The 13,273-nt window shown below is 60.9% G+C and carries 12 protein-coding genes; 8 read left to right on the top strand and 4 right to left on the bottom strand.

The window, feature by feature from the left end:
• Positions 1-65: 65 nt before the first annotated feature.
• Positions 66-371 carry a cold shock domain-containing protein CspD gene (gene cspD, locus RHM60_RS06095; protein ID WP_209982824.1) on the bottom strand — a complete coding sequence of 102 codons (306 nt, stop codon included), beginning with the start codon at positions 369-371 and terminating at the stop codon, positions 66-68.
• A 223-nt stretch (positions 372-594) separates the two neighbouring features.
• On the opposite strand from cspD, the gene clpS reads away from it, so the two are divergent.
• Positions 595-963 carry an ATP-dependent Clp protease adapter ClpS gene (gene clpS, locus RHM60_RS06090; RefSeq protein ID WP_057007511.1) on the top strand — a complete coding sequence of 123 codons (369 nt, stop codon included), beginning with the start codon at positions 595-597 and terminating at the stop codon, positions 961-963.
• 29 nt (positions 964-992) lie between these two features.
• Positions 993-3,263, top strand: a complete 2,271-nt coding sequence (gene clpA / locus RHM60_RS06085; RefSeq protein WP_057007510.1) for an ATP-dependent Clp protease ATP-binding subunit ClpA — start codon at positions 993-995, stop codon at positions 3,261-3,263.
• A gap of 162 nt (positions 3,264-3,425) precedes the next feature.
• On the opposite strand, the gene infA is transcribed toward clpA, so the two are convergent.
• The 3 genes from infA to aat form a co-directional block, all read right to left on the bottom strand.
• Positions 3,426-3,644, bottom strand: coding sequence for a translation initiation factor IF-1 (infA, locus tag RHM60_RS06080; RefSeq protein ID WP_002553999.1), 219 nt, complete (start codon positions 3,642-3,644; stop codon positions 3,426-3,428).
• 100 nt (positions 3,645-3,744) lie between these two features.
• Positions 3,745-4,452, bottom strand: a complete 708-nt coding sequence (locus RHM60_RS06075; RefSeq protein WP_322213947.1) for an arginyltransferase — start codon at positions 4,450-4,452, stop codon at positions 3,745-3,747.
• 56 nt (positions 4,453-4,508) lie between these two features.
• Entirely contained in the window at positions 4,509-5,189 is a 681-nt protein-coding gene (gene aat, locus RHM60_RS06070; RefSeq protein WP_209982820.1) for a leucyl/phenylalanyl-tRNA--protein transferase, read from the bottom strand.
• 498 nt (positions 5,190-5,687) lie between these two features.
• On the opposite strand from aat, the gene RHM60_RS06065 reads away from it, so the two are divergent.
• The 6 genes from RHM60_RS06065 to cysG are packed head-to-tail and all read left to right on the top strand — an operon-like array spanning position 5,688 to position 13,190.
• On the top strand, positions 5,688-8,096 hold the full coding sequence (locus RHM60_RS06065) for a DNA translocase FtsK (RefSeq protein WP_209982818.1): 2,409 nt from the start codon (positions 5,688-5,690) through the stop codon (positions 8,094-8,096).
• Between the two features lie 54 nt (positions 8,097-8,150).
• Positions 8,151-8,774 carry an outer membrane lipoprotein chaperone LolA gene (lolA, locus tag RHM60_RS06060; protein WP_057007506.1) on the top strand — a complete coding sequence of 208 codons (624 nt, stop codon included), beginning with the start codon at positions 8,151-8,153 and terminating at the stop codon, positions 8,772-8,774.
• Between the two features lie 27 nt (positions 8,775-8,801).
• The gene (locus RHM60_RS06055; protein WP_322213946.1) at positions 8,802-10,124 is read left to right on the top strand and encodes a replication-associated recombination protein A; all 1,323 of its coding nucleotides are present in this window, start codon (positions 8,802-8,804) and stop codon (positions 10,122-10,124) included.
• Entirely contained in the window at positions 10,124-10,498 is a 375-nt protein-coding gene (gene crcB / locus RHM60_RS06050) for a fluoride efflux transporter CrcB (RefSeq protein WP_209982814.1), read from the top strand. Before RHM60_RS06055 ends, crcB begins: the two co-directional genes overlap by 1 nt.
• A 16-nt stretch (positions 10,499-10,514) precedes the next feature.
• Positions 10,515-11,795, top strand: coding sequence for a serine--tRNA ligase (gene serS / locus RHM60_RS06045; RefSeq protein WP_209982812.1), 1,281 nt, complete (start codon positions 10,515-10,517; stop codon positions 11,793-11,795).
• Positions 11,796-13,190, top strand: a complete 1,395-nt coding sequence (gene cysG / locus RHM60_RS06040) for a siroheme synthase CysG (RefSeq protein ID WP_209982811.1) — start codon at positions 11,796-11,798, stop codon at positions 13,188-13,190.
• The last annotated feature ends 83 nt before the right edge of the window (positions 13,191-13,273 follow it).

Here is a 13,273-nt window from a genome sequence, read left to right as displayed (position 1 = left end):
AAAAAAACGGCCACCTTTTCAGTCAAAGTGGCCGGTTTTTTTAGGCTCTATACCGGGGTGGCGGGTCAGGCCGGTTGTTTAACCTTTGATGGGGAGGCCTCGTTGTCAGCGGTTTTCTCGTGTGCCTCGTCGTGGGTTTTGCTTGAGTCTGCCGCGCAAGCCGCACAGATAGCGACGGCATGCAGCCCCTTGGGCCCCTGGATAACCTCAAACGTCACTTCCTGGCCCGCTTTCAGCGTTTTATACCCATCCATGGTAATCGCCGAATAATGCGCAAAGAGGTCTTCATTTTTCCCGATTTCATTAATGAAGCCGTAGCCTTTGGCATTGTTAAACCATTTGACCTTGCCATTGATCTTGACGCCAGACATACCATATCCCTCTGCACCAGACTCCATCACTGGAGTATCATCCAGTTTATCCGTCCTAACCCGAATAAATAAGGTTGACTGCGCGGACCTTTTTTACCCACTGTGGGTTCTATTGGTTGTAACACCGATTTGCCGATAGTCAAGGCGACCCGCCGTCGGGAGTTGAAATTCTGACAGCCCGCCCCCACCACTGTTATTGAACCACTGACGAACCTTTCTTTCCATGCACGCAATCAGCCAGATTCGACTAACCTTCAATCAGGATCGCCCGGATCACCAACACGATGACGACGGTTCTGCAGGCATTGCTGTTCAGGAGGCCAAGCCTGCTTTACAGGCGCCGCCGATGTACAAGGTGGTTTTGTTCAATGATGACTACACACCGATGGATTTCGTGGTCGAAGTGCTCGAGGTGTTTTTTAACCTGAACCGCGAGTTGGCGACCAAGGTAATGCTGGCCGTTCACACAGAAGGACGAGCAGTATGTGGAGTGTTTACCCGCGACATCGCCGAGACAAAGGCCATGCAGGTCAACCAGTACGCCAGGGAAAGCCAGCATCCGCTACTCTGTGAAATCGAGAAGGACGGTTAACGCCGACCACTTGGGTATGAGGTGAAGCTATGTTAAACCGCGAGCTCGAAGTCACCCTCAATCTTGCCTTCAAGGAGGCTCGTTCGAAGCGTCATGAATTCATGACCGTCGAGCACCTGCTGCTGGCACTTTTGGATAACGAAGCTGCCGCCACCGTTCTACGTGCGTGCGGCGCCAACCTCGACAAACTCAAGCATGACCTGCAGGAGTTTATCGACTCCACCACGCCGCTGATCCCCGTGCATGACGAGGACCGCGAAACCCAGCCAACCCTGGGCTTTCAGCGGGTCTTGCAGCGTGCAGTGTTCCACGTTCAGAGCTCCGGCAAGCGTGAAGTCACCGGCGCCAATGTGCTTGTGGCCATCTTCAGCGAACAGGAAAGCCAGGCCGTGTTCCTGCTCAAGCAGCAGAGCGTGGCCCGTATCGATGTGGTCAATTACATCGCCCACGGTATCTCCAAGGTGCCCGGGCACGGCGATCATTCCGAGGGTGAGCAGGATATGCAGGACGACGAGGGCGGTGAGTCTTCTTCTTCAAGCAACCCGCTGGACGCTTATGCCAGCAACCTCAACGAACTGGCGCGCCAGGGGCGGATCGATCCGCTGGTAGGGCGTGAGCTTGAAGTCGAGCGCGTGGCGCAGATCCTTGCACGTCGGCGCAAGAACAACCCGTTGCTGGTGGGTGAGGCGGGCGTTGGCAAGACCGCGATTGCCGAAGGCCTGGCCAAGCGCATCGTCGACAACCAGGTGCCGGATCTGCTGGCCAACAGCGTCGTCTACTCCCTTGATCTCGGCGCGTTGCTCGCCGGTACCAAGTACCGTGGCGACTTCGAGAAGCGCTTCAAGGCGTTGCTCGGCGAGCTGAAAAAACGCCCGCAAGCCATTCTGTTCATCGACGAAATCCACACCATCATCGGTGCCGGTGCGGCGTCCGGCGGGGTGATGGATGCTTCCAACCTGCTCAAGCCATTATTGTCGTCGGGTGATATCCGTTGCATCGGTTCGACGACATTCCAGGAATTTCGCGGCATCTTCGAGAAAGACCGTGCGCTGGCACGGCGCTTCCAGAAAGTCGATGTTTCCGAGCCTTCTGTCGAAGACACCATCGGCATTCTGCGCGGGCTCAAGGGGCGCTTCGAAGCGCACCATGGCATCGAGTACACCGATGAGGCGTTGCGCGCGGCGGCCGAGCTGGCGTCACGCTACATCAATGACCGGCATATGCCGGACAAGGCCATCGACGTGATTGACGAGGCGGGTGCCTACCAGCGCCTGCAGCCGGTCGAAAAACGTGTGAAGCGCATTGATGTGCCTCAGGTTGAGGACATCGTGGCGAAGATCGCGCGGATTCCGCCAAAACACGTCACCAGTTCCGACAAGGAGCTGCTGCGTAACCTGGAACGTGACCTCAAGCTCACTGTGTTCGGCCAGGATGCGGCGATCGATTCGCTGTCCACAGCCATCAAGCTGTCGCGTGCGGGCCTCAAGTCGCCGGACAAACCGGTTGGTTCGTTCCTGTTCGCAGGTCCTACCGGCGTCGGCAAGACCGAAGCGGCGCGGCAACTGGCCAAGGCCATGGGCATTGAGCTGGTGCGCTTCGACATGTCCGAATACATGGAGCGCCACACCGTTTCGCGTCTGATCGGTGCGCCACCCGGCTATGTCGGTTTCGACCAGGGCGGTCTGTTGACCGAGGCGATCACCAAGCAACCGCATTGCGTGCTGCTGCTCGATGAAATCGAGAAGGCCCACCCGGAAGTCTTCAACCTGCTGTTGCAGGTGATGGACCACGGCACCCTGACCGACAACAACGGGCGCAAGGCGGACTTCCGCAACGTGATCGTGATCATGACCACCAACGCCGGTGCCGAAACCGCCGCGCGGGCTTCGATTGGCTTCAGTCATCAGGATCACTCTTCCGATGCAATGGAAGTGATCAAGAAGAGCTTTACGCCGGAGTTCCGCAACCGTCTGGACACCATCATCCAGTTTGGTCGCCTCAGCCATGAGGTTATCAAAAGCGTGGTGGACAAATTCCTTACCGAACTTCAGGCGCAACTGGAAGACAAGCGCGTGCAGTTGGACGTAACGGAAGCGGCGCGCAGCTGGATCGCCGAGGGTGGTTACGACGCGGCAATGGGCGCTCGCCCGATGGCGCGTCTGATCCAGGACAAGATCAAGCGGCCATTGGCCGAAGAGATCCTGTTCGGCGAGCTGGCCGATCATGGTGGGGTGGTGCATATCGATTTGAAGGATGGCGAGCTGACCTTCGAGTTCGAGACCACCGCAGAAATGGCCTGATCGCTCCACAGCAACACAAAAGGCGCCGAAAGGCGCCTTTTTGCTGTCAACAATCCACTTTCAACACAGCAGAGATCAAAATGTGGGAGGGCGGTGTTGGTAAATAAATAATACGCACACACAAAAACGCCCGGCATAACCGGGCGTTTTGTATTGACTTGCTTAGCGAGCGCGGTAAGTGATGCGCCCTTTGCTCAAGTCATAGGGCGTCAGCTCGACGCGCACTTTGTCACCGGTAAGAATACGGATGTAGTTCTTGCGCATCTTGCCGGAGATATGCGCGGTTACGACGTGCCCATTTTCCAACTCCACACGAAACATGGTGTTGGGCAGGGTGTCGACGACAGTGCCTTCCATTTCGAAGCTGTCTTCTTTCGACATGCAGTAAAGCCCTCGGTATCCAGTGAATGGCCCGGTGCAACTGCGCCAGGCAAAAGCGGCGTGCATTGTGCCCGAAAAAGAGTGTTCAAGCCAAGGGGTTCTAGTTAAGCGTGACCCATCTTTGATTAATCAGCAGCTCAATGGGCCGATATTGGGTCTTGTAGTTCATCTTTTGGCAGTTTTTGATCCAGTAACCGAGGTACACCGCCTCCAGTTCCTGGCGCAGCGTTTCGCCGATCTGCCACAGGATTGCAAAACGTCCGAGGCTGCGGCGCTCTTCCTTGGGCTCATAGAAGGTGTACACCGCCGACAGGCCGTTGGGCAGTAAGTCGGTGACGGCGACGGCCACCAGGCGGCCTTCCAGGCGAAACTCGTAAAAACGTGAAAAGGGCAGGTCACGCACCAGAAAGGTGGAAAACTGGTCGCGGCTGGGCGGGAACATATCGCCGTCGGCATGCCGCTGTTCGATATAGCGCTGATAGAGGTCGAAGTATTCCTCGGTGAACCTGGGCAGGGCCGGCGTCACCGTCAGGTCGGCGTTGCGCTTGAGAATGCGCTTCTGGTTGCGGTCCGGCACAAACTGCGTAACCGGGATGCGTGCTGGCACGCAGGCATTGCAGTGCTGGCAGTGTGGTCGGTACAGGTGATCGCCGCTGCGCCGAAATCCCATCTCCGAGAGGTCGGCGTACACATGCACGTCCATGGGCTGGCTGGGGTCGAGGAACAGCGTGGTGGCCTGCTCATCGGGCAGATAGCTGCAGGAGTGGGCTTGAGTGGCATAAAACTTCAAGCGCGCCAGCTCGGTCATGATCAACCCTCGGGATAAGCGTTGAAATAAGTGTAAGCCAGGTGCGCGGATGTCGCCTAGGAAACCCACGGGCCTGCGTTGGGCTGATCCAGATGTTTGTGCAGGAAATCGGCGAATTCCCTGCGCGGGATGGCGCGGGCGCCCAGGCTGTGCAGATGATCGTTGGGCATCTGGCAGTCGATCAGCACGAACCCCCAGGCCTGCAATTGCCGGGCAAGGGTGACAAAGCCGAATTTCGAGGCATTGTCGGCGCGGCTGAACATGGATTCGCCAAAGAACAACTGGCCCATCGCCAGGCCATACAGCCCGCCCACCAGTTCACCGCCGTCCCATACCTCCACCGAATGCGCATAACCGCGCTGATGCAGGGCCAGGTACGCGCTCTGGATGCCTTCGGTGATCCAGGTGCCGTCGGCGTAGCTGCGCGGCGCCGCGCAGGCCTGGATCACCGCAGCGAAGTCCTGATCGTACGTCACGCTGTAACGCTGCTGGCGCAGCAACTTGCCCAGGCTGCGTGAGACATGCAGTTCGTCGGGGAATATCACCGTGCGCGGGTCCGGCGACCACCAGAGAATCGGCTGCCCCTCGGAGAACCAGGGAAAGCAGCCGTGGCGGTAAGCCTGGATCAGCCGTTCGGCCGACAGGTCGCCACCGGCGGCCAGCAAGCCATTGGGTTCACGCATGGCTTTGGCCAGCGGCGGAAAAGTCAGGGTATCGCGTTGTAACCAGGTCAGCATGGCATCCAGGCTTTGCAGAAGGGGAGGGGAGTGGCAGATATGACGCCTGCCGCTTGAGCGGTGATTATTGTCGACGTGGCAGCGCACGGCCAGTACGAAGGGCACATTGTCGGGTATTAGCGTAAACGAGTGTTTCTGCAACTCTGCGCAAGGGGTGCGGTCGTAATCGGGTCGCGCCAATGCAGGCCCTTTGCCAAGCTTGCCTTGAATGCTAAAAACCACGCATAAGCCTTTGTCAGCTAAGGCAATGCATGCTCAAATTGAACAGGCCATGACACGCCAATTATCCAGGCTGGCGGGTGAGGGGCAAGTGTGTGGCATCACGCACGCAAACCCGTACAATGCGGCCATCGTGGCGTTATCGTCGTTTCGCCTGTCCAACGCCCTGTATTAACAGTAGATTTACCGACATTCGTTCATTTTTCAGCTGCTCGGATTGGGCAGCATGTGCAGTCATTCAACAGATGGACGCGCCAAAGGCGCAGGAAAAGACCCGTTTTGAAGAAATCCGCCGCAACACCCAAAGCAGCAGTCGTGCCGGCCTGGCGCCAGCACCTGCACTACCGACTCAAGGAAGGTGCGCTGATCGCCATCGGTGCCCTGTGCCTGTTCCTGATGATGGCCTTGCTTACCTACGGCAAGGACGATCCGGGCTGGAGCCACAACAGCAAGATCGAAGACGTGCAGAACTTCGGCGGGCCTGCCGGTTCCTACAGCGCCGATATCCTGTTCATGGTGTTGGGTTACTTCGCCTATATCTTCCCGTTGCTGCTGGCGATCAAGACCTGGCAGATCTTCCGCCAGCGTCACGAGCCGTGGCAGTGGAGCGGCTGGCTGTTCTCCTGGCGCCTGATCGGTCTGGTATTCCTCGTGCTGTCCGGCGCCGCGCTGGCGCATATTCACTTTCATGCGCCCACCGGTCTGCCGGCGGGTGCGGGCGGTGCGCTGGGCGAAAGCCTCGGCGACCTGGCACGCAAGAGCCTGAATATCCAGGGCAGCACGCTGATGTTCATCGCGCTGTTCCTGTTCGGCCTCACGGTTTTCACCGACCTGTCGTGGTTCAAGGTGATGGACGTGACCGGCAAGATCACCCTCGACCTGCTGGAGCTGTTCCAGGGTGCAGCCAACCGCTGGTGGTCGGCGCGTGTCGAGCGCAAACGCATGGTGGCGCAGTTGCGCGAGGTGGACACCCGCGTCAACGAGGTGGTCGCGCCGACCACGCCGGACCGCCGTGAGCAGGCCAAGGTCAAGGAACGCCTGATCGAGCGCGAGCAGGCCCTGAGCAAACACATGTCGGACCGCGAGAAGCAGGTGCCGCCGGTGATCGCCCCGGCACCGACAAAGGCTCCCGAGCCGAGCAATCGCGTGCAGAAAGAGAAACAGGCGCCGTTGTTCATCGACAGCGCGGTGGAAGGCACCTTGCCGCCGATCTCGATTCTCGACCCGGCCGAAAAGAAACAACTCAACTATTCCCCGGAATCCCTGGCGGCAGTCGGCCATCTGCTGGAAATCAAGCTCAAGGAATTCGGCGTCGAAGTCTCGGTGGACTCGATCCACCCGGGCCCGGTGATCACCCGTTACGAAATCCAGCCGGCCGCCGGTGTAAAGGTCAGCCGTATTTCCAACCTGGCCAAAGACCTGGCGCGTTCCCTGGCGGTGACCAGCGTGCGCGTGGTGGAAGTGATCCCCGGCAAGACCACCGTGGGTATCGAGATTCCCAACGAGGACCGCCAGATCGTGCGCTTCTCCGAGGTGCTGTCGACCCCGGAATACGACAACTTCAAATCGCCGGTCACCCTGGCTCTGGGTCATGACATCGGCGGCAAGCCGGTGATCACGGACCTGGCGAAAATGCCTCACCTGCTGGTGGCCGGTACCACCGGTTCCGGTAAGTCGGTGGGCGTGAACGCGATGATCCTGTCGATCCTGTTCAAGTCCGGCCCGGACGACGCCAAGCTGATCATGATCGACCCGAAGATGCTCGAACTGTCGATCTACGAAGGCATTCCGCACCTGCTGTGCCCGGTGGTCACCGACATGAAGGACGCCGCCAACGCCTTGCGCTGGAGCGTGGCCGAGATGGAGCGGCGCTACAAGCTGATGGCCAAGATGGGCGTGCGTAACCTGTCGGGCTTCAATGCCAAGGTCAAGGAAGCCCAGGACGCCGGCACGCCGCTGACCGATCCGCTGTACAAACGTGAAAGCATTCACGACGAGGCGCCGCTGTTGACCAAGCTGCCGACCATCGTGGTGGTGGTCGACGAATTTGCCGACATGATGATGATCGTCGGCAAGAAGGTCGAAGAACTGATCGCGCGGATCGCGCAGAAGGCGCGTGCCGCCGGTATCCACCTGATCCTCGCCACCCAACGCCCGTCGGTGGACGTGATCACCGGCCTGATCAAGGCCAACATTCCGACCCGCATGGCGTTCCAGGTGTCGAGCAAGATCGACTCACGGACCATCATCGACCAGGGCGGCGCCGAGCAGTTGCTGGGCCACGGCGACATGCTCTACATGCCGCCCGGCACCAGCCTGCCGATTCGCGTGCACGGCGCCTTCGTGTCCGATGATGAAGTGCACCGCGTGGTGGAAGCGTGGAAACTGCGCGGTGCGCCGGAATACAACGACGACATCCTCGCCGGTGTGGAAGAGGCCGGCAGCGGCTTCGACGGCGGCAGCGGCGGTGGCGACGATGATGCCGAAACCGATGCGCTCTACGACGAGGCCGTGGCCTTCGTGCTGGAAAGCCGTCGCGCCTCGATCTCCGCCGTGCAGCGCAAGCTGAAGATCGGCTACAACCGCGCCGCGCGCATGATCGAATCGATGGAAAACGCCGGCGTCGTCACCGCAATGAACACCAACGGCTCGCGTGAAGTCATTGCCCCCGGGCAGGCGCGCGACTGACCTCGCGCCGCGTGGCAGCACGCGGCGCGCCCTGATTACTCAATGAGGACTCCCATGCGCCTTATCCGCATGCTGTTGTTGCCGGCCCTGGCCCTGACTGCTGTTTCGGCCCACGCCGACCCGGCCTCCGTCGCCAGCCTGAAAAACCTGCTGGACAAATCCCAGACCCTCACCGCGCGCTTCTCCCAGCTGACCCTGGACGCCGGCGGCACCCGCTTGCAGGAAACCGCCGGCGAGATGGCCGTGCAGCGCCCCGGCCTGTTCTACTGGCACACCGAAGGCAAGTCCGAGCAGACCATCGTCTCCGACGGCCAGAAGGTCACGCTGTGGGACCCGGACCTGGAGCAGGCGACCATCAAGAAGCTCGACCCGCGGCTGAATCAGACCCCGGCGCTGCTGCTGTCCGGTGATGTGTCGAAAATAAACGACAGCTTCGACATCACCTCCAAGCAAACCAGCAACGTGATTGAGTTCACCCTCAAGCCGAAATCCAAAGACACGCTGTTTGACAGCCTGCAACTGTCGTTCGGCAATGGCGTGATCAACAACATGCGCCTGATCGACAGCGTCGGTCAGCGCACCGATATCCTGTTCACCGGGGTCAAGGCCAATACGCCGGTGCCTGCGTCCCGGTTCAAGTTCGACATCCCCAAGGGTGCCGACGTGATCCAGGAATAAACTGCCCAGAGGTTACAAACGCTGCCCATGGACCTGTTTCGAAGTGATCCGATTGCCCAGCCCCTGGCCGCGCGCCTGCGCTCGACCAACCTGGATGAGTATGTCGGTCAGGAACACCTGCTCGCGCGCGGCAAGCCCCTGCGCGAAGCCCTGGAGCAGGGTTCGCTGCACTCGATGATCTTCTGGGGGCCGCCCGGTGTGGGCAAGACCACCCTGGCGCGGCTGCTGGCCAAGGTCTCGGACGCTCACTTTGAAACGGTCTCGGCGGTACTCGCCGGGGTCAAGGAAATCCGCCAGGCGGTGGAAGTCGCCAAGCAGCAGGCCGGCCAGTACGGCAAGCGCACCATCCTGTTTGTCGACGAAGTGCATCGCTTCAACAAGTCGCAGCAGGATGCGTTCCTGCCCTACGTCGAGGACGGCACGCTGATCTTTATCGGCGCCACCACCGAAAACCCCTCTTTCGAACTCAACAACGCCTTGCTCTCGCGGGCGCGGGTCTATGTGCTCAAGAGCCTGGACGCCGCCGCCATGCAAAAGCTGCTGCAGCGCGCCCTGGGCGAAGACAAGGGCCTGGGCAAGCGCCAGTTGAGCGTCAGCGACGAAGGCTTTCAGATTTTGCTCACCGCCGCCGATGGCGATGGCCGGCGTTTTCTCAACCTGCTGGAAAACGCCTCGGACCTGGCCGAAGACGGCAGCGAGATTGGCGTCGATCTCCTGCAAAGCCTGTTGGGCGATACGCGTCGACGTTTCGACAAGGGCGGCGAAGCCTTCTACGACCAGATTTCGGCGCTGCACAAATCGGTGCGCGGCTCCAACCCGGACGGCGCGTTGTACTGGTTTGCGCGGATGATCGATGGCGGTTGCGACCCGCTGTACCTGGCGCGGCGTGTGGTGCGCATGGCCAGCGAGGACATCGGCAACGCCGACCCGCGCGCCCTGAGTCTGTGCCTCGCCGCCTGGGACGTGCAGGAGCGCCTCGGCAGCCCCGAAGGGGAGCTGGCGGTGGCCCAGGCCATCACGTATCTCGCCTGCGCGCCAAAAAGCAACGCGGTGTACATGGGCTTCAAGTCGGCATTGCGCGCGGCGGCCGAACACGGCTCCCTCGAAGTGCCGATGCACCTGCGCAATGCGCCGACCAAGCTGATGAAGCAATTGGGCTACGGCGATGAATACCGCTACGCCCACGATGAGCCGGACGCCTACGCCGCCGGCGAAGATTATTTCCCCGATGAGCTTGAGCCATTGCCGCTCTACCAGCCGGTGCCCCGTGGCCTGGAGCTGAAGATCGGCGAAAAGCTCAATCACCTCGCTCAACTCGACCGTCTCAGCCCCAGGCAGCGGAGAAAGTAGTGCTCAAGACGATTCTTGCCGTGTCCGCTGCCGGCATCGCTGGTACATTATTGCGTTTCGCCACCGGGACGTGGGTGAGCGCCAACTGGCCGAAGCATTTTTACGCGGCGACCCTGGCGGTCAATCTGGTGGGGTGCCTGATTATCGGGCTGTTGTACGGCTGGTTCCTGTTGCGTCCGGACGTGCCGATTGAGATTCGCGCCGGCTTGATTGTCGGCTTTGTAGGCGGTCTGACGACCTTTTCATCCTTTTCACTGGACACGCTGCGCCTGCTGGAAAGCGGCCAGGCCCTGGTCGCCTTCGGGTACCTGGGCATCAGCGTGTTCGGCGGGCTGCTCGCCACCTGGGCCGGCCTGTCCTTGACCAAACTTTGATAAACGAGAGACCGACATGCTCGATTCCAAACTGTTACGTAGCAACCTTCAGGACGTAGCGGACCGCCTGGCATCCCGTGGCTTTGCCTTGGATGTTGCGCGCATCGAAGCGCTGGAAGAACAGCGCAAGACCGTCCAGACCCGCACCGAAGCACTGCAGGCTGACCGTAATGCGCGCTCCAAATCCATTGGCCAGGCCAAGCAGCGCGGCGAAGACATCGCGCCGTTGATGGCGGACGTCGAGCGCATGGGCAGCGAGCTGTCCGAGGGCAAGGTCGAGTTGGACAGGATCCAGTCCGAGCTGGATTCGATCCTGCTCGGCATCCCCAACATCCCTCATGAGTCAGTGCCGATTGGCGCCGACGAAGACGGCAACGTCGAAGTGCGTCGCTGGGGCACGCCCAAAGCGTTTGATTTCCAGATCAAGGACCACGTCGCCCTGGGCGAATTGACCGGCGGCCTGGATTTCGAAACCGCTGCGAAGATGTCCGGCGCGCGCTTTGCCTTGCTGCGCGGCCCGATTGCGCGCATGCATCGCGCCCTGGCGCAGTTCATGATCAACCTGCACACCGCCGAGCACGGTTACGAGGAAGCCTACACGCCTTACCTGGTGCAGGCGCCAGCGCTGATGGGCACCAGCCAGTTGCCCAAGTTCGAAGAGGACCTGTTCAAGATCAGCCGCGATGGCGAAGCCGACCTGTACCTGATCCCGACCGCCGAAGTGTCGCTGACCAACATCGTCGCCGGCGAGATCCTCGACGCCAGGCAGCTGCCGCTCAAATTCGTCGCCCACAGCCCGTGTTTCCGCAGCGAAGCCGGTGCCTCGGGTCGTGATACCCGCGGCATGATCCGCCAGCACCAGTTCGACAAGGTTGAAATGGTGCAGGTGGTCGAACCCGCCAAATCGATGGAGGCCCTTGAAGGCCTGACCGCCAACGCCGAACGCGTGCTGCAACTGCTGGAGTTGCCTTATCGTGTGCTGGCCCTGTGCACCGGCGACATGGGCTTCAGCGCCGTGAAGACCTACGACCTGGAAGTGTGGGTGCCGAGCCAGGACAAATACCGCGAGATTTCGTCGTGCTCCAACTGCGGCGATTTCCAGGCGCGGCGTATGCAGGCGCGTTTCCGTAACCCGCAAACCGGCAAACCGGAACTGGTGCACACCCTCAACGGGTCGGGCCTGGCCGTTGGCCGTACCCTGGTGGCCGTGCTGGAAAACTACCAGCAGGCAGACGGTTCGATCCGCGTGCCGGAGGTGCTCAAGCCTTACATGGCGGGCGTCGAGGTCATCGGTTAAATGGAATTTCTGCCGCTGTTTCATAACCTGCGCGGCAGTCGTGTACTGGTGGTTGGCGGTGGGGAAATTGCCTTGCGCAAATCCCGCCTGCTGGCCGAGGCCGGTGCGTTGCTGCAGGTGGTTGCTCCCCAGGTCGAAGGTCAGTTGCGTGAACTGGTGCTGGGCAGTGGCGGGGAGGTCGTGCTGCGCGGTTATCAGGAGGCTGACCTCGACGGTTGCGTGCTGGTGATTGCGGCCACCGACGACGAGCCGTTGAACGCGCAAGTGTCCAATGATGCCAAGCGCCGTTGCGTGCCGGTCAATGTGGTGGATGCGCCGGCGTTGTGCAGCGTGATCTTCCCGGCGATTGTCGACCGCTCGCCGCTGGTGATCGCAGTGTCCAGCGGCGGCGATGCGCCGGTGCTGGCGCGGTTGATTCGCGCCAAGCTGGAAACCTGGATTCCATCGACTTACGGTCAACTGGCCGGCCTGGCGGCACGCTTTCGCGCTCAGGTCAAAGGTTTGTACCCGGATGTGCAGCAACGCCGTGCGTTCTGGGAAGAGGTGTTTCAAGGCCCGATTGCCGACCGTCAGTTGGCCGGGCAGGGGGCTGAAGCCGAGCGCCTGTTGATCGAAAAGGTCAACGGTGCGCCGCCTTATGCGCCGGGCGAAGTGTATCTGGTAGGCGCCGGCCCGGGCGATCCGGACCTGCTGACCTTCCGCGCGCTGCGCCTGATGCAGCAGGCCGATGTGGTGCTGTATGACCGTCTGGTGGCACCGGCGATTCTGGATCTGTGTCGTCGCGATGCCGAGCGTGTCTACGTTGGCAAGCGCCGCGCTGAACACGCGGTGCCGCAGGAGCAGATCAACCAGCAATTGGTCAGCCTGGCCAAACAGGGCAAGCGCGTGCTGCGCCTCAAGGGGGGCGATCCGTTCATTTTTGGACGTGGCGGGGAAGAAATCGAAGAGCTGGCGGCCCATGGCATCCCGTTCCAGGTAGTCCCGGGGATCACTGCGGCCAGCGGGTGCGCGGCCTATGCCGGGATTCCACTGACCCACCGCGACTATGCGCAATCGGTGCGTTTCATCACCGGGCATTTGAAGAACGGCACCTCGGACCTGCCCTGGCGGGACCTGGTCGGCCCGTCGCAGACCCTGGTGTTTTACATGGGGTTGATTGGGTTGCCGATCATCTGCGAACAGCTGATCCAGCATGGCCGCGCGCCGGACACCCCGGCTGCGTTGATCCAGCAGGGGACGACCGCCAACCAGCGCGTATTCACCGGCACCCTCGCCGACCTGCCGCGCATGGTGGCGGAGCATGAAGTGCATGCGCCGACACTGGTGATCGTGGGTGAGGTGGTGGTGTTGCGTGAAAAACTCAAATGGTTCGAAGGCGCCCAATCCCAGGTCTGACATCGCCTCCTGATGGCAACCCCGGGTTTTGTGGGCTTATTGTGGCGAGCGGGCTTGCCCCGCGTTGGGGTGCGAAGCGCCCC

It is taken from the genome of Pseudomonas sp. MH9.3, from assembly GCF_034354675.1.
GTDB lineage: Bacteria > Pseudomonadota > Gammaproteobacteria > Pseudomonadales > Pseudomonadaceae > Aquipseudomonas.
This window is presented reverse-complemented; position numbering and strand designations above follow the sequence as displayed.

Coding starts and splice junctions, on each gene's coding strand:
- cspD (WP_209982824.1), bottom strand. CDS start 371: ATGTCTGGCGTCAAGATCAATGGCAAGGTCAAATGGTTTAACAATGCC.
- clpS (WP_057007511.1), top strand. CDS start 595: ATGCACGCAATCAGCCAGATTCGACTAACCTTCAATCAGGATCGCCCG.
- clpA (WP_057007510.1), top strand. CDS start 993: ATGTTAAACCGCGAGCTCGAAGTCACCCTCAATCTTGCCTTCAAGGAG.
- infA (WP_002553999.1), bottom strand. CDS start 3,644: ATGTCGAAAGAAGACAGCTTCGAAATGGAAGGCACTGTCGTCGACACC.
- RHM60_RS06075 (WP_322213947.1), bottom strand. CDS start 4,452: ATGACCGAGCTGGCGCGCTTGAAGTTTTATGCCACTCAAGCCCACTCC.
- aat (WP_209982820.1), bottom strand. CDS start 5,189: ATGCTGACCTGGTTACAACGCGATACCCTGACTTTTCCGCCGCTGGCC.
- lolA (WP_057007506.1), top strand. CDS start 8,151: ATGCGCCTTATCCGCATGCTGTTGTTGCCGGCCCTGGCCCTGACTGCT.
- RHM60_RS06055 (WP_322213946.1), top strand. CDS start 8,802: ATGGACCTGTTTCGAAGTGATCCGATTGCCCAGCCCCTGGCCGCGCGC.
- serS (WP_209982812.1), top strand. CDS start 10,515: ATGCTCGATTCCAAACTGTTACGTAGCAACCTTCAGGACGTAGCGGAC.
- cysG (WP_209982811.1), top strand. CDS start 11,796: ATGGAATTTCTGCCGCTGTTTCATAACCTGCGCGGCAGTCGTGTACTG.